Source organism: Mycolicibacterium llatzerense, assembly GCF_025331195.1.
In the GTDB taxonomy this organism is placed as follows: domain Bacteria; phylum Actinomycetota; class Actinomycetes; order Mycobacteriales; family Mycobacteriaceae; genus Mycobacterium; species Mycobacterium llatzerense.
This window is the reverse complement of the sequence record NZ_LXOV01000001.1, coordinates 2,303,151-2,322,773: the sequence shown is the minus strand read 5'-3', so window position 1 is coordinate 2,322,773 and position 19,623 is coordinate 2,303,151. Positions and strand designations below refer to the sequence as shown.

General features: G+C 67.3%; 20 protein-coding genes and 1 pseudogene. 9 read left to right on the top strand and 12 right to left on the bottom strand.

Translation table 11 applies throughout. From position 1 onward, the window contains the following. Positions 1-25: 25 nt before the first annotated feature. Positions 26-787, top strand: coding sequence for an SDR family oxidoreductase (locus A7G45_RS11420; RefSeq protein ID WP_260936942.1), 762 nt, complete (start codon positions 26-28; stop codon positions 785-787). Between the two features lie 109 nt (positions 788-896). Here A7G45_RS11420 and A7G45_RS11415 read toward each other — a convergent pair. Both A7G45_RS11415 and A7G45_RS11410 read right to left on the bottom strand, forming a co-directional pair. Beyond that, positions 897-2,234, bottom strand: a pseudogene (locus tag A7G45_RS11415) (L,D-transpeptidase); the annotation flags it as partial. Continuing rightward, positions 2,210-3,268 (bottom strand): UDP-N-acetylmuramate dehydrogenase, encoded by a 1,059-nt coding sequence (locus tag A7G45_RS11410; protein ID WP_260936939.1) that lies wholly within the window; start codon positions 3,266-3,268, stop codon positions 2,210-2,212. The pseudogene A7G45_RS11415 and the gene A7G45_RS11410, both read right to left, overlap by 25 nt. A gap of 26 nt (positions 3,269-3,294) precedes the next feature. Between A7G45_RS11410 and A7G45_RS11405 the strand changes: the two genes are divergently transcribed. The 5 genes from A7G45_RS11405 to A7G45_RS11385 are packed head-to-tail and all read left to right on the top strand — an operon-like array spanning position 3,295 to position 7,708. Further along, on the top strand, positions 3,295-3,801 hold the full coding sequence (locus A7G45_RS11405; RefSeq protein ID WP_260936936.1) for a DUF2505 domain-containing protein: 507 nt from the start codon (positions 3,295-3,297) through the stop codon (positions 3,799-3,801). Positions 3,802-3,822: 21 nt separating this feature from the next. Continuing rightward, the gene (locus tag A7G45_RS11400; RefSeq protein WP_260936934.1) at positions 3,823-4,656 is read left to right on the top strand and encodes a class I SAM-dependent methyltransferase; all 834 of its coding nucleotides are present in this window, start codon (positions 3,823-3,825) and stop codon (positions 4,654-4,656) included. Positions 4,657-4,666: 10 nt separating this feature from the next. Continuing rightward, positions 4,667-5,857 carry a glycoside hydrolase family 3 N-terminal domain-containing protein gene (locus tag A7G45_RS11395; RefSeq protein ID WP_260936930.1) on the top strand — a complete coding sequence of 397 codons (1,191 nt, stop codon included), beginning with the start codon at positions 4,667-4,669 and terminating at the stop codon, positions 5,855-5,857. 28 nt (positions 5,858-5,885) lie between these two features. After that, positions 5,886-6,716, top strand: a complete 831-nt coding sequence (locus tag A7G45_RS11390; protein ID WP_260936927.1) for a carbon-nitrogen hydrolase family protein — start codon at positions 5,886-5,888, stop codon at positions 6,714-6,716. Continuing rightward, on the top strand, positions 6,713-7,708 hold the full coding sequence (locus A7G45_RS11385; RefSeq protein WP_260936926.1) for an LmeA family phospholipid-binding protein: 996 nt from the start codon (positions 6,713-6,715) through the stop codon (positions 7,706-7,708). Before A7G45_RS11390 ends, A7G45_RS11385 begins: the two co-directional genes overlap by 4 nt. 61 nt (positions 7,709-7,769) lie before the next feature. Here A7G45_RS11385 and deoC read toward each other — a convergent pair whose 3' ends face one another. From deoC to A7G45_RS11355, 6 genes are all read right to left on the bottom strand, one after another. Further along, a complete protein-coding gene (gene deoC / locus A7G45_RS11380) occupies positions 7,770-8,450 on the bottom strand; it encodes a deoxyribose-phosphate aldolase (RefSeq protein ID WP_260936924.1) in 681 nt (226 codons plus the stop codon). Continuing rightward, positions 8,450-8,863 carry a DUF2599 domain-containing protein gene (locus tag A7G45_RS11375; protein ID WP_260938119.1) on the bottom strand — a complete coding sequence of 138 codons (414 nt, stop codon included), beginning with the start codon at positions 8,861-8,863 and terminating at the stop codon, positions 8,450-8,452. Before A7G45_RS11375 ends, deoC begins: the two co-directional genes overlap by 1 nt. Positions 8,864-8,875: 12 nt before the next feature. Continuing rightward, positions 8,876-9,157: a DUF2516 family protein gene (locus A7G45_RS11370; protein WP_260936919.1), complete on the bottom strand. Its 282-nt coding sequence runs from the start codon at positions 9,155-9,157 to the stop codon at positions 8,876-8,878. Between the two features lie 42 nt (positions 9,158-9,199). Then, positions 9,200-9,886: a heparin-binding hemagglutinin gene (locus A7G45_RS11365; protein WP_260936917.1), complete on the bottom strand. Its 687-nt coding sequence runs from the start codon at positions 9,884-9,886 to the stop codon at positions 9,200-9,202. Positions 9,887-9,914: 28 nt separating this feature from the next. After that, the gene (locus A7G45_RS11360) at positions 9,915-10,370 is read right to left on the bottom strand and encodes a helix-turn-helix transcriptional regulator (protein ID WP_260936914.1); all 456 of its coding nucleotides are present in this window, start codon (positions 10,368-10,370) and stop codon (positions 9,915-9,917) included. Between the two features lie 108 nt (positions 10,371-10,478). Next, positions 10,479-11,786: a DUF445 domain-containing protein gene (locus tag A7G45_RS11355; RefSeq protein WP_260938118.1), complete on the bottom strand. Its 1,308-nt coding sequence runs from the start codon at positions 11,784-11,786 to the stop codon at positions 10,479-10,481. Between the two features lie 131 nt (positions 11,787-11,917). On the opposite strand from A7G45_RS11355, the gene A7G45_RS11350 reads away from it, so the two are divergent. Continuing rightward, positions 11,918-12,622, top strand: coding sequence for a TetR/AcrR family transcriptional regulator (locus A7G45_RS11350; RefSeq protein ID WP_260936911.1), 705 nt, complete (start codon positions 11,918-11,920; stop codon positions 12,620-12,622). Positions 12,623-12,627: 5 nt separating this feature from the next. After that, positions 12,628-13,488, top strand: coding sequence for a polyphosphate kinase 2 family protein (locus A7G45_RS11345; protein ID WP_260936909.1), 861 nt, complete (start codon positions 12,628-12,630; stop codon positions 13,486-13,488). A gap of 187 nt (positions 13,489-13,675) precedes the next feature. On the opposite strand, the gene A7G45_RS11340 is transcribed toward A7G45_RS11345, so the two are convergent. The 4 genes from A7G45_RS11340 to A7G45_RS11325 form a co-directional block, all read right to left on the bottom strand. Then, the gene (locus A7G45_RS11340; protein ID WP_043401302.1) at positions 13,676-14,551 is read right to left on the bottom strand and encodes a cyclopropane mycolic acid synthase family methyltransferase; all 876 of its coding nucleotides are present in this window, start codon (positions 14,549-14,551) and stop codon (positions 13,676-13,678) included. Between the two features lie 165 nt (positions 14,552-14,716). Continuing rightward, positions 14,717-15,577, bottom strand: a complete 861-nt coding sequence (locus A7G45_RS11335) for a 3-hydroxybutyryl-CoA dehydrogenase (RefSeq protein ID WP_133761020.1) — start codon at positions 15,575-15,577, stop codon at positions 14,717-14,719. Between the two features lie 89 nt (positions 15,578-15,666). Then, positions 15,667-16,959, bottom strand: a complete 1,293-nt coding sequence (gene aceA, locus A7G45_RS11330) for an isocitrate lyase (RefSeq protein ID WP_064858660.1) — start codon at positions 16,957-16,959, stop codon at positions 15,667-15,669. 265 nt (positions 16,960-17,224) lie between these two features. Further along, entirely contained in the window at positions 17,225-18,079 is an 855-nt protein-coding gene (locus A7G45_RS11325; protein ID WP_064858661.1) for an acyl-[acyl-carrier-protein] thioesterase, read from the bottom strand. 126 nt (positions 18,080-18,205) lie between these two features. Between A7G45_RS11325 and ramB the strand changes: the two genes are divergently transcribed. Beyond that, positions 18,206-19,621, top strand: coding sequence for an acetate metabolism transcriptional regulator RamB (ramB, locus tag A7G45_RS11320; RefSeq protein WP_260936893.1), 1,416 nt, complete (start codon positions 18,206-18,208; stop codon positions 19,619-19,621). Positions 19,622-19,623: the final 2 nt, after the last annotated feature.

Sequence of the window (19,623 nt, the reverse complement as noted above, 5' to 3'; positions counted from 1 at the left end):
TAGCACGCCCACTAAGGTCGGTCATATGCCAACTGACGAACGCTCCGTGCGCGTCGCGGTGGTCACCGGCGCCAGCTCCGGAATCGGCGCCGCCACCGCGAAAACCCTTGCCGCCCTTGGTTTTCACGTCGTTTGCGCGGCCCGCCGCGCGGACCGGATCACCGCGCTCGCGGCCGAGATCGGCGGCACCGCAGTTGTGACGGACGTCACCGACCAGGCGTCGGTGGACGCGCTGTCCGCCCAGGTCAGCGGGCTGGGACCGGTTCATATCCTGGTCAACAACGCCGGCGGCGCCAAGGGCCTGGCCCCGGTCGCGGAGGCCGATCTGGAGCACTGGGACTGGATGTGGCAGACGAACGTGCTGGGCACCCTGCGGGTCACGCGCGCGCTGCTGCCCGCACTCATCGACTCGGGCGACGGACTGATCGTCACCGTCACGTCCATCGCGGCGCTGGAGACCTACGACAACGGCGCGGGGTACATCGCCGCCAAGCACGGCCAGGGCGCGCTGCACCGCACCCTGCGCGGTGAACTGCTCGGAAAACCGGTGCGGCTCACCGAGATTGCGCCCGGCGCCGTCGAGACCGAGTTCTCCCTGGTGCGATTCGACGGGGATGCCGATCGCGCCGACGCGGTGTATCAGGGCATCACGCCACTGGTCGCCGAGGATGTCGCCGAAGTGATCGGTTTCGTGGCGTCACGGCCACCGCACGTCGATCTGGACCAGATCGTCATGCGGCCGCGTGACCAGGCGCCCTACAGCCGGTTCAGCCGCCGGCTGACGTAGTCGCCGGCGCCGAGGAGGTCGGTGCGGCGGTCGCGGTCGACGTGGACGTCGTCGTCGCGGCCGTCGTCGACGACGTTGACGTCGACGTGGAAGTAGAAGTCGAAGTCGAGGTGGCCGGCCCCTGCGGCGGCGGTGTCGTCGTGGTGGTCGGGGTGCCCGAGTACGTCGGCGCATCGGTCGGGGTGGCCGGTGCGCTCTGCGGGATCGACGTTTCCGCCGGTGCCGCATTCGCCGGCGGCAACGCGGACATCGACACCCAGGTGGCCCAGTCGACCGCCCAGTCCCAGATGTCGCCGTCGGCGTAGGACAGCTGGATCGACGTGCCCGTCACCTCGACCGGGTCGCCGTAGATGGCGGTCTGGAAATACTCCTGGGCATTGTCGGTCGACAGGTTGATACACCCGTTGGTGACGTTGGTGTTGCCCTGCGCGCCCGAGCTGGCCGGGTTGGCGTGGATGAACTCGCCGTTGTTCGAGATTCGCACCGCCCAGCGTTCGTGGACATTCGAGTACCCGGCGGCGGGGTTGGACATCCAGAAGTCCGCGTACTTCTCGGTGACGACGTGCGTACCGCTGCGGGTCACGTTGCGCGGCTTGTCGGCCTCGCCGTAGCTGCAGGGGAAATCGAAGAGCACGCCGCTGTCGGTGAATACCTGGATGCGGTGGCTGGTCGCGTCGGCCTTGACCACCTGGCGGCGGCCGATGGTGATCTCCAGCGTGCTGTCCTGCGCGCCGTAGGCGTCGTCGCCGAACGGGACGCCGTACAACTTGGCCGACACGCTGACCTTGGTGCCCGGCGGGTAGTACTCGCGGGTCCGCCAGTGCATGCGGGCGCCCTCGCGCTCGTCGGGCAGCCAGGCCCAACTGCCTTCGACCGGCGGATCGGTGACGACCTTGACGTTGCGCTCGACCGAGGCCTTGTCGGTGACCGAGGAGTCGAACTGCAGGATGATCGGCGCCGCGACCCCGACGGTCTGCCCGTCGGCGAGCTGGAACTGCCCGTTGACCTGCTTGGTCGGGTTCACGGTGGTGAACGTCGCGGACACCGGCACGGCCTTGCCGTCCCGGCCGACGACGGAACCGGCGAACGTGTACGTCGCGCCGAAGCCGAGCGGCTCGGCGGTGTTGAACGACGTGCGGTCCTTGTTGAACACCCCGGCGACGAGCTTGCCCTCGCCGTTGGTGAGGGTCAGCTTCTGGAACCAGCCGTCGGTGACGTCGACCCCGATGCTGCTGGTCGGCACGACATCGGTGGCTCCGTTGGTGGGCCGGTAGGTGATGACGGGCGCCGCGGACTCCTTGGCAGGGGCCGACGAGCCGGATCCGCCCGACGTGTCGGAACACGCGGCGAGCACGCCGGAAGTGCCGACGGCAATCGCAGTCAGCATCTGTCGCCGGTTCACACTCACAGGTTTGAATTTACCTACAGCGAACAGCCGATTAAGCATGGTTCCGGTGTGAGATCTATCCCGAAAGCGGCCTTGACGCCGTCCCGAACCGCTCTGGCCAGCGCTAACACGTCCGTGCTGCCAGCAAATCCCCGGTTCGTCAGAGCCAGCGCATGCTTGGTGGACAGCCGCGCAGGTGCCCCGTCACCGGGGTAGCCCTTGCCGAAACCGGCCTGTTCCACCAGCCAGCCGGCGGCCAGTTTGACCCCGCTCGGCGCCGGGTAATTGGGCACCGGCCCGTCTGTGGCGGCCCGGATGCGCTCGAAGGCGTCCTGCGAAACCACGGGGTTGGTGAAGAACGACCCGGCGCTCCAGGTGTCGTGGTCGGCGGCGTCGGACACCATGCCCTTGCCGCGCCGCAACGCCAGCACCGCCTCGCGGACCGCGAGCGCGTCGACGCGGGTGCCCGGCTCGGCGCCGAGCCGGGTTGCCAGTTCGCCGTACCGCAGTGGTGCGCTCAGGCCGTCGGCGTCGAGGGTGAACTCCACCTCCAGCACGACGGCGTGGTCGGAGTTCTTCAGCACGCTGTGCCGGTAGCCGAAATCCAGGGTGTCGGGGCTGACCCAGCTGTCCGTACCGGTCTCGCGGTCGAAGAGCCGGACCCGGCTGATGGTGTCGGCCACCTCGGCCCCGTAGGCACCGACGTTCTGCACCGGCGTCGCCCCGGCCGAGCCCGGGATCCCGGACAGGCATTCCAGGCCGCCGAGCCCATGCGCCAGCGAGGCCACGACCACGTCGTCCCACAGCGCGCCTGCCTCGGCCCGCACCACAGTGCCCTCGATGGTGATCTCGGTGTTCGCCAGCAGGACGACCGTCAGATCACTCAGATCGTCGGCGACCAGCACATTCGACCCGCCCGCCAGCACCAGCAGCGGCCCCGGGTGGTCCTTCAGCGCGGTCAGTGCCGCCACCACCTTTTCGGTGGTATCGCAGGTGATCAGACGGGCTGCCACCGGTCCGACACGGAACGACGTCAGGGGTGCCAGCGGCACGTCAAAGTCGACCGCAACGCCCCCGATATCCGAACTGACCACGGCCGCTAACGGTAGCGTGGCCGATTATGGCCCGCTCCTTCGACATGGTTGCCGAGTACCTCGGCAGCGTGGCGCAGGTGCATCAGGCCTTCTGCAGCAAGGACTACTGGCTGGACCGGCTCGCCGAGGGCCGCGCCGACGTGTCGACGCTGGACTCGTTTGCCGAGGACGGCCAGGGCGGGACGGACATCACCACCACCCAGACCATGCGTGCCGCGGGGCTGCCCGGCGTCGTCACCCAGTTCCACCTCGGTGACCTCAGCTTGGTGCGGGAAGAGCATTGGGGCCCGCTGACCGACGGACGCGCCGTCGGGACGGTGCGCAGCCGGGTTCCCGGTGCGCCGGCCACCATCACGGGCTCCGGTGTCCTGTCGCCCACCGCGGGCGGTGCGCGACTCGAATTCTCCGCGCTGGTCGAGGTCCGCATCCCGCTGGTCGGCGGCAAGCTCGAGGCGATGCTGGGGCAGCAACTCAGATATCTGATCGAGCTGGAACAGAAATTCACCACCGACTGGATCGCCGCCCGCTGGTGACCCGCCCATAAACTCGGGCCCATGAATTCGCCCGTCGGCCAGCCACGGGGTTCAATTGTCGGCCAGCCACGGGGTTCAATTGTCGGCCAGCCGACCCGCGGCACCACCGGGTACAACCGCCTGCGCCGCAGCGACCGCTGGCTGGTGCACTCCCCACGGGTCCGGGCACTGCTGCGCGACGCGGCCGAGCCACTCGTCGTCGACCTCGGTTACGGCGCGCTTCCGGTCACCACGGTGGAGTTGGCCGCGCGGCTGCGCACGGTCCGGGCCGACGTGCGGGTCGTCGGGCTGGAGATTCACCCGGAGCGGGTGCGGCTGGCGCGTGAATTGGCCGGCGACATCGTCGAATTCGGTCTTGGTGGCTTCGAATTGGCCGGTCACACACCAGTTTTGGTCCGCGCGTTCAACGTGCTGCGGCAGTACGACGTCGCCGACGTGCCCGCCGCGTGGGCGGAGATGACGGGGCGGCTGGCACCGGGCGGGCTGCTGGTCGATGGCACCTGCGACGAGTTGGGACGACGCTGCTGCTGGGTGCTGCTCGACGCCGCCGGACCGGTGAGCCTGACGTTGTCGTGCGACCCGTTCGCCATCGAACGGCCCTCCGATCTGGCGGAGCGACTGCCGAAAGTGCTTATCCACCAAAATGTTCCGGGCCAGCCGATCCACCGGCTGCTGCAGGCCGCGGACCGCGCCTGGGCCACCACCGCCGGACACGGGGTGTTCGGGCCGCGCGTCCGGTGGCGCGCCATGCTCGACCTGCTGGTCGACGAGGGCCATCCCCTCGAGCCGCCGCGGCGCCGGCTGCGCGACGGCGTGCTGACCGTGCCGTGGTCCGCCGTCGCGCCGAACGAATAGGGTTCGCCGTATGCCGTCACCCCGCAGCCGACTGCAATCGCCAGTCGTCCTGGCTTCGGCCGCGGCAGTGATTGTCGTCGGCCTGATCATCGCGGCCGTCATGAGCAAGCCCCGGCCCGCGCCGACACCGGCCGGACACCCGCCGACGGCCGCCACGGTCGCCGTGGCGGCGCCGCCCCCATGCCAGCGGCTCGACGCCACGGTGGCCGCGCTCACGCCGCGCCAGAAGCTGGCCCAGCTGCTGATGGTCGGGGTCAAGAACCTGGCCGACGCGCAGGCGGTCGTCCGCGAGCAAGAGGTCGGCGGCATCTTCATCACCAGCTGGACCGACTATTCGATGCTCGGCGCTCCCCTCGCCGCCCTGGCGCAGGAACCGCGGCCGCTGCCGCTGGCAGTCAGCGTCGACGAAGAGGGCGGGCGAGTGCAGCGGCTGAAGAACCTCATCGGCAGCCAACCGTCACCGCGCGAGCTGGTCGCCGCCGGGAAGACCCCAGAACAGATTCGCGAGATCGCGCGGCTCCGCGGCCAGGCGATGAAAGAACTCGGCATCACCATCGACTTCGCGCCCGTCGTCGACATCACGGCCGCCGCCGACGGCACCGTCATCGGCGACCGGGCCTGGGGTGACACCGCCGAAGCCGTCACCGCCTACGCCGGGGCGTACGCGGACGGCCTGCGCGACGCCGGGCTGCTGCCGGTGCTCAAGCACTTCCCCGGCCATGGCCACGCGTCCGGCGACTCACACAAGGGCGGCGTCGTCACCCCGCCCTTGGCCCAGCTGGAGACCCTCGACCTGGTCCCCTACCAGTCCTTGACGACGCAGCAGCCCGTCGCCGTGATGGTCGGCCACATGCAGGTACCCGGGCTCACCGAGACCGATCCGGCCAGCCTGTCCAAGGCCGCCTACGACCTGCTGCGCAGCGGTACCTACGGCGGCCGGCCATTTGACGGCGCCGTCTTCACCGACGACCTGTCGAGCATGGGCGCCATCACCCAGCGCTACAGCGTGCCCGAGGCCGTGCTCAAAGCCCTGCAGGCCGGCGCCGACACCGCGCTGTGGATCACCACAAAAGAGGTGCCGGACGTCCTGGACCGCCTGCAGCAGGCCGTCGACGCCCACGAACTGGCGCAGGAACGCGTCGACGACGCGGTGCGCCACATGGCGGTGACCAAGGATCCGTCGCTGGCCTGCACCCGCTGAGGCCGCGGCGATAACTACGCTGATCCGCATGCGCATCGCACTGGCCCAGATCGGTACGGGAACCGACCCCGCAGCCAACCTGGAACTGGTCGCCGACCACACCGCGCGCGCCGCCGATGCCGGCGCTGACCTGGTGCTGTTCCCCGAGGCGACGATGTGCCGGTTCGGGGTGCCGCTGGCGCCCGTGGCCCAGCCACTCGACGGACCGTGGGCGAACGCGGTGCGGGACATCGCCGCGCGATCGGGCATCACCATCGTCGCCGGGATGTTCTGCCCGGCGCTCGGCGACGCTGACAGCCGGGTGACCAACACCCTCATCGCCATCGGCCCGGGCCTGGATGCCCACTATCACAAGATGCACCTGTACGACGCCTTCGGATTCGCCGAATCCGACACTGTCGCACCGGGTTTCGAGCCCGTCGTGATCGACGTGCAGACCGCCGACGCCACCGTTCCCGTCGGCCTGACCACGTGCTACGACGTCCGGTTCCCCGAGCTGCACCTGGAGCTCGCCGAACGCGGCGCCAAGCTGCTGACCGTCCACGCGTCGTGGGCGTCGGGTCCGGGCAAGCTGGAGCAGTGGACGCTGCTGGCCCGCGCCCGCGCGCTCGACACCAGCTGCGTCGTCGCCGCCGTCGACCAGCCGTATCCGGGCGACGAACTCGCCAAGAAGGGTCCGACCGGCAGCGGCGGCAGCCTGGTGACGTCCCCCACGGGCGACATCGTCGCCCAGGCCGGCCTCGACCCGGAACTACTGGTCACGGACATCGACCTGGCCGCGGTCGAGCGGGCCCGGGAGACCATCGCCGTGCTGCGCAACCGCACCACGATTGCGCGTAAGGCACAATCGCAAGGGTGACTGACCCCTGGGCCCGCCCCGCCAATGAGGACGCCGCACCATCTGCCGAGCCCGCGCCGCAGGCACCAGCGGCTCCGGGTGCCCAGCCCACCGAGGTGCTGACGGCCGACAACGCGTCAGTGCCGCCGGCGACCGACATCCCCGCTTACGGCGCCGACGCGCCGGCCGCCCCGGCCTACGGCACCGACGCACCGCCGACGTCGTACCCGGCTCCCCAGCAGGTGCCCGCCACCGATCCGCCGAAGAAGCGCCGCGGTGTCATGGAACTGCTGCGCGACCCGATGTCGCTGGTCCTGATCATCGTGATCGCGCTCGCGCTGTCGGCGGCCGGTGTCGTCGGCGGTGAGTTCTACGCCCGCAGCCGCGGCAACAGCGTCGTGTCCTCGGCCGTCCAGTGCGTCGTCCAGGACAAGGTCGATGTGCAGTTCGGCGCCACCCCGTTCCTGTGGCAGGTCGCCAACAGCAACTACGACAAGATCACCGTGACCACCGCCGGCAACCAGCTGCGGTTCGCCAAGGGCATGAAGGCCCAGATCGAGATCGACGACGTCAAGCTCGATAAGACGGCCAAGTCGGCCGGCACCATCGGGTCGCTCGAGGCCACGGTCACCTGGTCGGCCGACGGCATCAAGCAGACCATCGCCGACACCGTCCCCGTGCTGGGTGGACTGGTCTCCGACGTCACCACCGACCCGTCGTCGGGCACCATCGTGCTGGACGCGCCGATGACCCAGATCATCGCCAAGCCGACGCTGTCCGACGGCACCATCTCGCTCAAGGTGGAGCAGCTGACCGGGCTCGGCTTCCTGCTGCCGCGTGAGTCGATCCAGCCGGCGCTGGATTTGTTCGCCTCGCAGCTGACCAAGGACTACCCGATGGGTATCCGCCCGGAAGCCCTGCAGGTGACCGGTACCGGCGTGACCGCGAAGTTCGGCACCAAGAACGCGACCATCCCGCTGGCTCAGCAGGACTCCTGCTTCTCCGGCCTCTGATCCGCGTGATTTGTGCACGTTTTTCCGCGGTGACCGCGGAAAAACGTGCACAAATCGCTGACTAACCCAGCCCGTCGAGGACGGCGCGGGTACCGGACAGACCCAGCCGGGTGGCGCCGGCGGCCAACATGGCCAGCGCGTCATCAGCGGTACGGATGCCGCCGCTGGCCTTGACGCCCAGGGCCGGGACGGTCTGCGCCATGATCTCCACGGCCTGCACGGACGCACCGCCCGCGGGGTGGAATCCGGTGGAGGTCTTCACGAAATCGGCGCCCGCGTCGGCCGCCGCGCGGCAGACGTCGGCCAGCGTCGGCGCACCGGCGAGGTTCAACAGCGCCGCGGACTCGACGATCACCTTCAGCACCGCCGTCGGGGCGGCCCCGCGGACCGCGGAGATGTCGGCGAACACCGCCGAGATGTCCCCTGAGATGGCGGCGCCCACGTCGATCACCATGTCGACCTCGTCGGCGCCGCGCCGGCCGTCGGCACCGACCACCGACAGTGCCGCCTCGCGGGCCTTGATCTGCGAATCATGCTTGCCCGACGGGAATCCCACGACGGTGGCGATCTTGACGCGCTCGGGCACCTCGACGGCGGCCAGCATCGACGGGGACACACAGACCGCGCAGACGCCGAGATCGGCGGCCTCCCAGCACAGGCTCGCGACGTCCGCGGCGGTCGCCTCGGGCTTGAGCAGGGTGTGGTCGACCAGTGCGGCCACCTGCTCGCGGGTCCAACTCATCAGAACGGCTCCTCTGTGCCACCGGGATTGCAACGCGCTTTCACCATCTGTCTGTCGTCGACCACCGGGCGCCACGGCTCGAGGTTCCAGCTGGTCTTGCCGGGCGCGGCGGCTTCGGCGAAGTACCAGTGGCACATGAACTGGGCACGCATCCCCGGGGTGTCGGCGTCAGGCGCCGAGTTCAGGACCTCGGACCAGGCCTCGTCTCCCGGCGCCGTGGCGCCGAGGCCGGACGCGTGCCGGCCGGCCCACGTCGGATACACCCGCAGGCTCGATGCGCCGTCCCACTGCGTCCACCGGGTGTGGTCGACGTAGGGCGGCGGCGGAACAGTCGGTTCGGCGGGATCAACTGGGTCGGCCGAAGCCTGCGGGGCCAGCGCCAACGCAGCGGCAGCCAGGACCGCGAACCGGATCGCGCGCACCGATTACCGGGATTTCCCTTGAACCTCAATGAGTTTGGGCTTCACATCGACCAGGTAGACACCCGCGGCACAGGCCGCGATAGCCCCGCCCACTGGAACCATTACCCAGACGACGACCGCGGCCGCAGCCAAGATCGCCAGCCACACCGGCTTGGTCAGTTTGTCGACGGCGGTGTAGGCGTCCGGACGCTGCATGGCAGCATGCACGAGCGCGTACAGGGCCATGACGAACACCGCGGACTGCAACGCGAAAAGGACGTAACCCGTCAGGCTTGCGAGGTACACGCCCTCAGCCTATGTGGGTTACGTCCTTGACGTCGAACCTGATTACTTCTGGGTGACCTTCTTGGCCGGGGCGGCCTTCTTGGCCGGAGCCTTCGCAGCAGTCTTGGCCGGGGCGGCCTTGGTCGCAGCAGCCTTGGCCGGAGCGGCCTTCTTGGCGGCCGGAGCCTTCTTGGCCGGGGCGGCCTTCTTGGCGGCCGGGGCCTCTTCCTTCTCCGGCAGCTCGACGCCGACCAGCTTGGCGGCGCGCTCGCCGACGGCGCGGGTCTGGCTGGCCACGTTGCCCAGGGCGTCCTGGGTCAGCTCGGTGACCTGCTCGGTGTAGTTCTCGACACGCTCACGCACGTCCTCGACGCGCTCGCGAACGCTCTCGATGGACGACTGGGCGCGCAGGCGCTCCAGAGCGGCCTCGCCGCGCTCGACCAGCTTGTTGTAGGTGTTCTGAGCGTTCTCGGCGTAGGTCTCGGCGGCCTTGCGCAGCTCTTCGGTGCTGAACTTCTCGCGCAGCTCGTCAACCTGGCCCGGCAGCTCTTCCTGCAGCTTGGTCAGGCGGGCACGGCCCTCTTCGACGCGGGCGTTGGCATCGGTGCGGGCCTCTTCGGCACGCTCACGCAGGCTCGCGACGATCTCGTTGACGGTGGCCAGGGCCAGGTCTGCAGCGCCGACGGCGGCGAACAGGGGGGCCTTCAGGTCCTCGATGGTGGGCTGGTTGGTCTCTTTGTTCTCTGCCATGGTGTTTCCTTTCTGGTTACTGCGTTGGTCAATTGGCTACTTGGTGAGTGTCAGTTATCGTTGTCTGCTCCTCACTTGCGGCTTCCAATTCGGGCTGTTCAGGAAGTGTTTTGGCGTCGGCCTCGTTCTGCTGCCGGAATGACGTGTAGATGTCGAGCAGCACCTGCTTCTGCCGCTCGGTGATCGACAGGTCGGCGATGATGGCGTCGCGCACCTCGCCGGCAGCGCTGGGCTCCAAAATCCCGGCCCGCACGTACAGCACTTCGGCCGAGACCCGGAGCGCCTTGGCGATCTGGTTCAGCACATCGGCCGACGGCTTGCGCAGGCCACGTTCGATCTGACTCAGGTAGGGGTTACTGACTCCGGCCTTCTCGGCGAGCTGCCGGACCGAGACCTGCGCAGCCTCCCGCTGGGTGCGGATGAAGCTGCCGATGTCCTGTGCAGCATTCGACATGACGGCGGCGATATCTGCATCCTGCGCCATGTCGAACCCCTGTCTTCGTCGACCGCTTGTGGTGGGCGATCCGTACGAAAACAACGGTAGGAGAGGGTGCTAACTATTGCAAGCGCTAGCAAGCGCCAGCTAGCACAATCAGACGAGCAGCTCGGCGATCGAGTAGATGACCAGGCCGGCCAACGATCCGACGACCGTGCCGTTGATCCGGATAAACTGCAGGTCACGGCCCACATGGAGCTCGATTCGCCGGCTCGCCTCGTCGGCGTCCCAGCGCTCGATGGTCTCCGTGATGATCGCTGTGATCTCCGTCCCATATTGCGCAACAAGGTGTTTTGCGCCCCTGACGAGCCAGTCGTCGACCTTGTCCCGCAGCTCCGCGTCGTCCCGCAGGGACTCCCCGATCCGCACCACCGAATCTGCAATCCGGGTGCGCAAAACTGACGACGGGTCGTCCACCGATTCGAGGATGATGCGCTTGGCAGTGGTCCACGCCGTCTCCGCCGCCCGCGCCACCTCGTCGCGCGCCAGGATCTGTTCCTTGATCCGTTCGGCCCGGGCGATGGTGTCTTCGTCGTTCTGCAGATCGTCGGCGAAGTCGAAGAGGAACTTCGTGGCCGACATCCGCAGCTCGTGCTCGGGGTTGCGGCGCACCTTGTCGGTGAAGTCCATCAGCTCGCGGTGGATGCGGTCGCCCACCAGGTGGTCGACCCAGCGCGGCGACCACGTCGGCGAGTCCCGCTCGATGACGCGCTCGATGATCTCGCCGGCATTGAGCGACCACTGGAACGCCCGGTCGGCCAGCAGCTGCAGCAGGGCCTCCTGCCGCCGCTCGGCCAGCAGGCTCTCCAGCACCCGGCCGATCGGTGGGCCCCACTGCGGTTCGGCGATGCGCTTGACGATCATCCGGTCCAGCACGTGCTGGACGTCCTCATCGCGCAGCAGTTCGACCAACACCCGCAGGACGGTCGACGCCTCCGCGGCCACCCGCGCGGCGTGCACGGGTTCAGAGAGCCACTTGCCCAGCCGGCTGGCCACCTGCGCGTCGCGCAGCTTGGTCTCGACCACTTCCTGCGACATGAAGTTCTCGCGCACGAAGGTGCCCAGACCCTCGCCGAGCTGGTCCTTCTTACGCGGAATGATCGCGGTGTGCGGGATCGGGATGCCCAGCGGATGACGGAACAGCGCCGTCACGGCGAACCAGTCGGCGAGCGCGCCGACCATGCCCGCTTCGGCGGCGGCCCGCACATACCCGACCCACGGGCCGGTCCAGCTGTACGCGCCACCGCGGGACTGCAGCCAGGTGCACACCGCAAACAGCACCGTCGCGCCGAGCAGGAAGCTCAGCGCGACCGCTTTCATCCGGCGCAGGTTGCGACGCCGCTCTTCGTCGGCCGTCCGGTCGGCGCCGGCAAACGACTCCGCGAGACTGACGTGCGGTTCGATGGGGGCCTGGTGCCTCGGATGGGTTCCAGGTCCAGGCCTGGGTCGGTGTGCCACGTCTCCATCATCCTGTATGCCTGCAACAGGCGCCCCGTATTATTAAGCGGACCTAGCGGAATGGACGTACTGCGACCGTGGCACAGCAAAACGAACCGTCGTCGGCAAAAGCCGACGGGCGTAAACGACGCTGGCATCAACACAAGGTCGATCGCCGCAATGAACTGGTCGACGGCACACTTGAAGCCGTCCGCCGCCGCGGCAGCAACGTCAGCATGGACGAGATCGCGGCCGAGATCGGCGTGTCGAAGACCGTGCTGTACCGCTACTTCGTCGACAAGAACGATCTGACCACCGCGGTGATGATGCGCTTCGCGCAAACCACACTGATCCCCAATATGGCGTCCGCGCTGTCGTCGAACCTCGACGGCTTCGAACTGACCCGGGAGATCATCCGGGTGTACGTCGACACCGTCGCCGCCGAGCCCGAGATCTATCCGTTCGTGTTCGCCAACAGCTCGGCGAGCAAGAGCAAGGCCATCGCCGACTCGGAACAGATCATCGCGCGGATGCTCGCCGTCGTGCTGCGCCGACGCATGGCGCACGCCGGGATGGACACCGGCGGCGTCGACGCCTTCGCGTTCCACACCGTCGGCGGCGTGCAGCTGGCCACCCACTCGTGGATGTCCAATCGCCGGATGACCGCTGAACAACTCATCGACTACCTGACGTTGCTGTCCTGGGGCGCGCTGCGGGGCGCCGTCGAAGTCGGCGGGTCATTGCAGGAATTCAACGCGCAACCGCATCCGTCCCCGACGATCCCGCCGCATCTGATTCACTGAGCGGCGTGACCTCCGATCTGCCGTCGCTGTGGACCCACGAACCGCACAAGCACCTTGAGTTCAAACCCGGTCACCGGGTGGCCGACATCGACCCGGACGCCACCCCCGGGTTCCGCGGCAGCAAGGCCGACGCCCCCGAGCTGCAGACCGAACGCAACGAGCGGTTCGCCGAGCTGCAGGAGCGGCTGTACGCGAACAGCCGCTCCGGGGACCGCCGGTCCGTGCTGCTGGTCCTGCAGGGCATGGACACCGCCGGCAAAGGCGGAATCGTCAAACATGTTGTGGGAGCCGGTAATCCGCAAGGGATCTGGTACTCCGCCTTCGGCAAGCCCACCCCGGAAGAGCTGTCACATCACTACCTTTGGCGCATCCAGAAGGCAGTGCCGCCGGCCGGGCACATCGGTGTCTTCGACCGGTCGCACTACGAGGACGTGCTGATCGTGCGGGTGCACGACCTGGTGCCGCCGTCGGTATGGGAAGGCCGGTACGGCGAGATCAACGCCTTCGAGCGCGAGCTGACCGACGCCGGGACGACGATCATCAAGGTCGCGATGTTCGTCTCGCTCGACGAGCAGAAGAAGCGGCTCGCGGAGCGGCTCGACCGGCCGGACAAGTACTGGAAGTACAACCCCGCCGACATCGATGAGCGCCTGCTGTGGCCGAAGTACCAAGAGGCGTACCAGGCCGTGCTGGACCGCACCTCCACCGCGCATGCGCCGTGGCACGTCGTGCCGTGCAACCGCAAGTGGTACTCCCGGCTGGCCATCACCGAGCTACTGATCGAGGCGCTCGAACAGCTCGAACTGTCTTGGCCCCCAGCCGATTTCGACGTCGAGGCGGAGAAGAAGCGACTGGCGGAGGCGTAGGGCGTAGCACTGACGCCCGGCGTGGCGTGCGCGGCGTGGCGCGCACCTCCTGCCAAGTCCGATCTGAAGCCGTCAGCTTTCCTTGACCGTCAAGGAAAGCTGACGGGCCTGGCCGAAAGGTGCCAAGGGAGAGCGGAAAGCAAAAAGCCGCCCCCGACATCGTCGGGGGCGGCTTTTGTTTGAAAAGCTACTTGACCAGTGTGAACTGGCCGATGTTGGTGATGCCGCGACGGAAGAAGTCGGCGCAACCGGTCAGATACTTCATGTACCGGTCGTAGATCTCCTGGCCCTGCATGGCGATGGCCTCGTCCTTGTTGGCGGCGAGGTTGGCGGCCCACATGTCCAGCGTGCGCGCGTAGTGCGGACGCAGCAGGTGGGTGCGCTCCAGGGTGAAGCCCGAGTTCGCGGCGAGCACCTCGATGTCCTCGACCGCCGGCAGCTGCCCGCCGGGGAAGATCACGTCGCCGATGAACTTCATGAACTTCAGGTCGCTGATGGTCAGCTTGATGCCGTTCTCACGGAAGAACTGCTGGGTGTGCGCCAGGATGGTGTGCAGCAGCATCCGGCCGCCGTTCTCCGGCAGGATGTTGTACGCCCGCTCGAAGAAGATCGGGTAGCGCTCCTGCTTGAAGGCCTCGAAAGCGCCGATCGAGACGATGCGGTCGACGGGCTCGTCGAACTCTTCCCAGCCCTGCATCCGGATCTCGATGCTGCGGTTGGTGTCGATCTTTGCCAGCCGCTCGCGGGCCCACTCCGACTGTTCCTTGCTCAGGGTGATGCCGATGACGTTGACGTCGAACTGGGTGATGGCGCGCTCGAGGCAGCCGCCCCAGCCACAGCCGATGTCGAGGAGGGTCATGCCCGGCTTCAGGTCCAGCTTGCCCAGCGCCAGATCGAACTTGGCGTTCTGCGACTCCTCGAGCGTCATGTCCTCGCGCTCGTAGTAGCCGCAGGTGTAGCCCATCGTCGGGCCGAGCCACAGTGCGAAGAACTCGTTCGAGATGTCGTAGATCGACTGCGACTCCTCGTAATGGGGGGTCAAATCGATGTCGGCTTGTGACATATCGGTATCTATCCTTTGCGGTTACGTTCGCTGTCGCGGGAGGCGCCACGGCCTGGTGCGGCCGGATGACATATCCGTGCGTGCGCATGCCCTAACGGGCCCAGCGAAAAACGACCCGCACGCAAGGTTAACGAAAATTACTGCCAGGCTCCAACCCGGCGTCTGTCAATAGGTGTAGAAGCCTTTGCCAGACTTCTTACCGAGCTGCCCGGCCTCGACCATGCGCAGCAGCAACGGCGGGGCCGCGTACAGCGGCTCTTTGTACTCGTCGTACATGGAGTCGGCGATCAGCTTCATGGTGTCCAGGCCCACCAGGTCGGCAAGCTTCAGCGGGCCCATCGGATGCGACAACCCGGCGACGACGGCCGTGTCGATGTCCTCGACGGTGGCGAAGCCCGACTCGGCCATCCGGATGGCTGCCAGCAGGTAGGGAACCAGCAGGAAGTTGACAACGAAGCCCGAGCGATCCGCCGCTCGAACGACCTTCTTGCCCAGCACCTCGCCGGCGAAGGTCTCGACGCGCGCGGCGGCTTCGGGGGCGGTCGTCACCGAGGAGATGAGCTCGACCAGCGGCAGCACCGGCACCGGGTTGAAGAAGTGCAGACCGAGCACGCGGCTCGGGTTCTTGGTCGCGGCGGCGATGCGCATGATCGGGATGGACGACGTGTTCGACGCCAGCACGGCCTCGGGGTCGGTGATGATCTCGTCAAGCTGAGAGAAAACCTTCGCCTTGACGTTGACGTCTTCGACGATGGCCTCGATGACGAGCTGGCGATCGGCCATGTCAGCCAGGTCGTTCGTGAAGCTCAGACGACCCAGCGCGGCGTCGCGGTCGGCCTCGGACAGCTTGCCTTTCTTGACCGCGTTGTCCAGCGACTTGGTGATCCGCTCCCGGCCGGCGGTGGTCAGCGCCTCGGTCGGCTCGAACGCCAGGACCTGTGCACCTGCCTTGATGCAGACCTCGGCGATACCGCCGCCCATCTGCCCGGCCCCGATGACCCCGACTCGTTCGATTGCGTTGCTCACCGCTGTCCTCTCCTCGTGATTACTTCTGAAGATATGCGACAGGCCCCGCCCAGTTTCTGAGCGGGGCCTGCCGTATCAAGCCAAAGGCTTTAGTGGAACTGACCTTCCTCGGTCGAGCCCTTCAGAGCTGCGGTCGAGGTGTTCGGGTCCACGGTGGTGGCGATCTTGTCGAAGTAGCCGGCGCCGACCTCACGCTGGTGCTTGGTGGCGGTGTAGCCACGAGCCTCGGCCGCGAACTCGCGCTCCTGCAGGTCGACGTAGGCGGTCATGCCCTCGCGGGCGTAGCCGTAGGCCAGGTCGAACATGGAGTAGTTGAGGGCGTGGAAACCGGCCAGGGTGATGAACTGGAACGTGAAGCCCATGGCACCCAGTTCCTTCTGGAACTTGGCGATGGTCGAGTCGTCCAGCGCCTGCTTCCAGTTGAACGACGGGCTGCAGTTGTAGGACAGCAGCTGGTCCGGGAACTCAGCCTTGACGGCCTCGGCGAACTTGCGGGCGACCTCGAGGTCCGGCACACCGGTCTCCATCCAGATCATGTCGGCGTACGGGGCGTAGGCCTTGGCACGCGCGATGCAGGGCTCGATGCCCTTCTGGATGTTGTAGAAGCCTTCGGAGGTGCGCTCACCGGTGACGAAGGGCTTGTCGCGGTCGTCCACGTCCGAGGTGATCAGGGTGGCGGCCTCGGCGTCGGTACGCGCGATGACGACGGTGGGGGTGTTGGCGACGTCGGCGGCCAGGCGAGCCGAGGTCAGGGTGCGGATGTGCTGCTGGGTCGGGATCAGCACCTTGCCACCGAGGTGGCCACACTTCTTCTCCGAGGCCAGCTGGTCCTCCCAGTGGGTACCGGCGGCACCCGCGGCGATCATGGCCTTCTGCAGTTCGTAGACGTTCAGCGCGCCACCGAAGCCGGCCTCACCGTCGGCGACGATCGGGACCAGCCAGTTGTCGACGCTCTTGTCACCCTCGACGCGGGCGATCTCGTCGGCGCGCAGCAGGGCGTTGTTGATGCGACGGACGACAGCCGGCACCGAGTTGGCCGGGTACAGGCTCTGGTCCGGGTAGGTGTGGCCCGAGAGGTTCGCGTCACCGGCGACCTGCCAACCGGACAGGTAGATGGCCTTCAGGCCGGCGCGGACCTGCTGCACGGCCATGTTGCCGGTCAGGGCGCCCAGCGCGTTGATGTAGGAGCCGTCGCCCTTGGTGACGCCGTCCCACAGGATCTCGGCGCCACGGCGCGCGAGGGTGTTCTCCTCGACGACGCTGCCCTGCAGCTCCTCAACCTGGGCTGCGGTGTAGTCGCGGGTGATGCCCTTCCAGCGGGGGTTGGTGTCCCAGTCCTGCTGAATCTCAGCGGCGGTACGTGGCTTTCCGACGTTGGACATTGTGCTCCTTCGTGAGGCCGCGTCGCCGTGGGCGCCAAGATTCAAGTTGATTGTTAACGCTTCGGCGACTTCGCTTGTGTGCTGTTAACGACGATGACACAGCACATACCCGCAGGTCCAGCGGTTACAAGTGCCAACTTTCGCCAACACATGTAGCGAAGTTGCGAAGATTGCGAAGTTGCTGGGGTGCTTGACCGGTTCAGAAGCTACCGAACGGTAACCGAAATGCGCTGGTCAGTACGCTCGTACTGTTAAATCGGCGCACTCAAAGCGTGAACAGGCAGGCGACCGCTTTGACCTCGTCACCGACGACATATGTGAGCGTTGTAACACTGCGGTCACATAGCTCGGGGCCGAATTTCTCGGTCGATCCGGCGGGGTACTCGTGCGTGATGATCTCCAGCCGCTCCCCGAGCGCCACCGCGGCGTCGTGCTCGATGGTCACGCGCAGCGGTGCTTCGAGCAGCTCGGGGCGGTAGGTCTGCAGGTAGTCCTCGACCACCGACCAGTAGACGGAGTTGTTCATGTGGTCGAACAGGTCGATGTCGGTGACGCGGACCGGGAAGTCGACGATCCGGAGCGCGTCTTCGCGACCGCCGGCCTTGAGGTAGCCCTTCCAGCGCAGCCGATCAGTGGAGGCGGTCCGCTTCAGACCCGCCAGGAAGTCGTCCGAGATCCGTGCCGGCCCCTGAGTCTCCAGGTTCATGTTGATCCAGAACGCCTCGGACTCGATCAGTCCGCCCTTACGGCCGTCGATGCGCACCCGCATCTCGCACCACCGGTTCGACGTGCCCGAACACCAGCGCCGCAGCCGCAGGATGTCGCCGCGCTCGAACGGACGGATCAGGTCCACCATGGTGCGCCGGACGACCCAGGCCGGGTGGACGTCTTCGTAGCCCATCTGGCGCAGCTGGTCCTGGCCGACGTCCTGGATGTGCCGGCAGGCACCGTCGAACCGCAGGCGGCCGTCGCGATCGACGTCGGCCATCCGCAGCGGCCAGCTGGTGTCAAAGACGTCGGGATGCCCCTCCGGGACCGGCGCGAGGGTCTTGGCCAGGCCCGCAGCCGGTGCGGCAGTGGTCTTTTCAACGACCTTGTCGATGGTCTCCGCGGTGCTCATGGCGGCCCCTTTCCCAGCGGGCCAACGCGGCTGGATCGTCCAACTCACCCGCGGGCCCGATCCTGCCACAGCCCATTTTTGCCAATTGTGCGAAGACGGTATTCACATGATTGCTAGCCTGGTTTCATGGCGAAGACGTTCGTTGGCTCCCGGGTGCGTCAGCTCCGGGGCGAACGCGGCTTCAGCCAGGCGGCGCTCGCGCAGATGCTCGACATCTCCCCCAGCTATCTCAACCAGATCGAGCACGATGTCCGGCCGCTGAGCGTCGCCGTGCTGCTGCGCATCACCGAGGTGTTCGGGGTCGACGCCACGTTCTTCGCCTCCCAGGACGACACCCGCCTGGTCGCCGAGTTGCGTGAAGCGCTGATGGATCGCGACCTGGGCGTAGACGTCGACATCCCGGAGATCGCCGACCTGGTGAGCACGCACCCGACGATGGCGCGCGCGATGGTCGACCTGCACCGTCGGTACAGGTTGTCCACGGCACAACTGGCCGCCGCCACCGAAGACCGGTTCTCCGACGGCAGTGGCAGCGGGGCCATCACGATGCCGCACGAAGAAGTGCGCGACTACTTCTACACGCGTCAGAACTACCTCCACGAACTCGACACCGCGGCAGAGGAATTCATCCTGCGCATGCACATGCGCCGATCCGAGCTGTCCCGCGAGCTCGCCGAGCGGCTGAGCCGCGTCCATCACGTGCGCATCGTGCAGCGGCTCGAACTCGGCGACAACGTGCTGCACCGCTACGACCCGGAGACCAGGACGCTCGAGATCGGTGGCCACCTGTCGTCGGGACAGTACGTGTTCAAGCTGGCCGCTGAGCTGGCCTACCTGGAATTCGGCGACCTGCTGGAAAGCCTGGTGGCCGAAGGCAATTTCACCAGCGAGGAGTCGGTGAAGCTGGCCCGCATGGGGCTGGCCAATTACTTTGCCGCCGCCGCGGTGCTGCCCTACGGCCAATTCCACGCTGTCGCAGAGGAATTCCGCTACGACGTCGAGCGGCTGTCGGCCTACCACTCGGTGAGTTACGAGACCATCGCGCACCGGCTGTCGACGCTGCAGCGGCCGTCGATGCGCGGTGTGCCGCTGTCGTTCGTCCGGGTCGACCGGGCCGGCAACATGTCGAAACGCCAGTCCGCCACCGGCTTTCACTTCTCCTCGTCGGGCGGCACCTGCCCGCTGTGGAACGTCTACGAGACGTTCGCGAACCCCGGCAAGATGCTGGTGCAGATCGCCCAGATGCCCGACGGCCGCAACTACATGTGGGTGGCGCGCACCGTGGAACGACGGGCCGCGCGGTACGGCCAGCCCGGCAAGACCTTCGCCATCGGGCTGGGTTGCGAACTGCGCCATGCCAATCGGCTCGTCTACTCCGAGGGGCTGGACCTGTCCGGCGGGGCCGCGACGCCCATCGGCTCGGGCTGCCGGGTATGCGAACGGGACAACTGCCCGCAGCGGGCATTCCCCGCGTTGGGCCGGGCACTGGACCTCGACGAACACCGCAGCACGGTGACCCCGTATGTGGTGAAGCGGGGATAGTC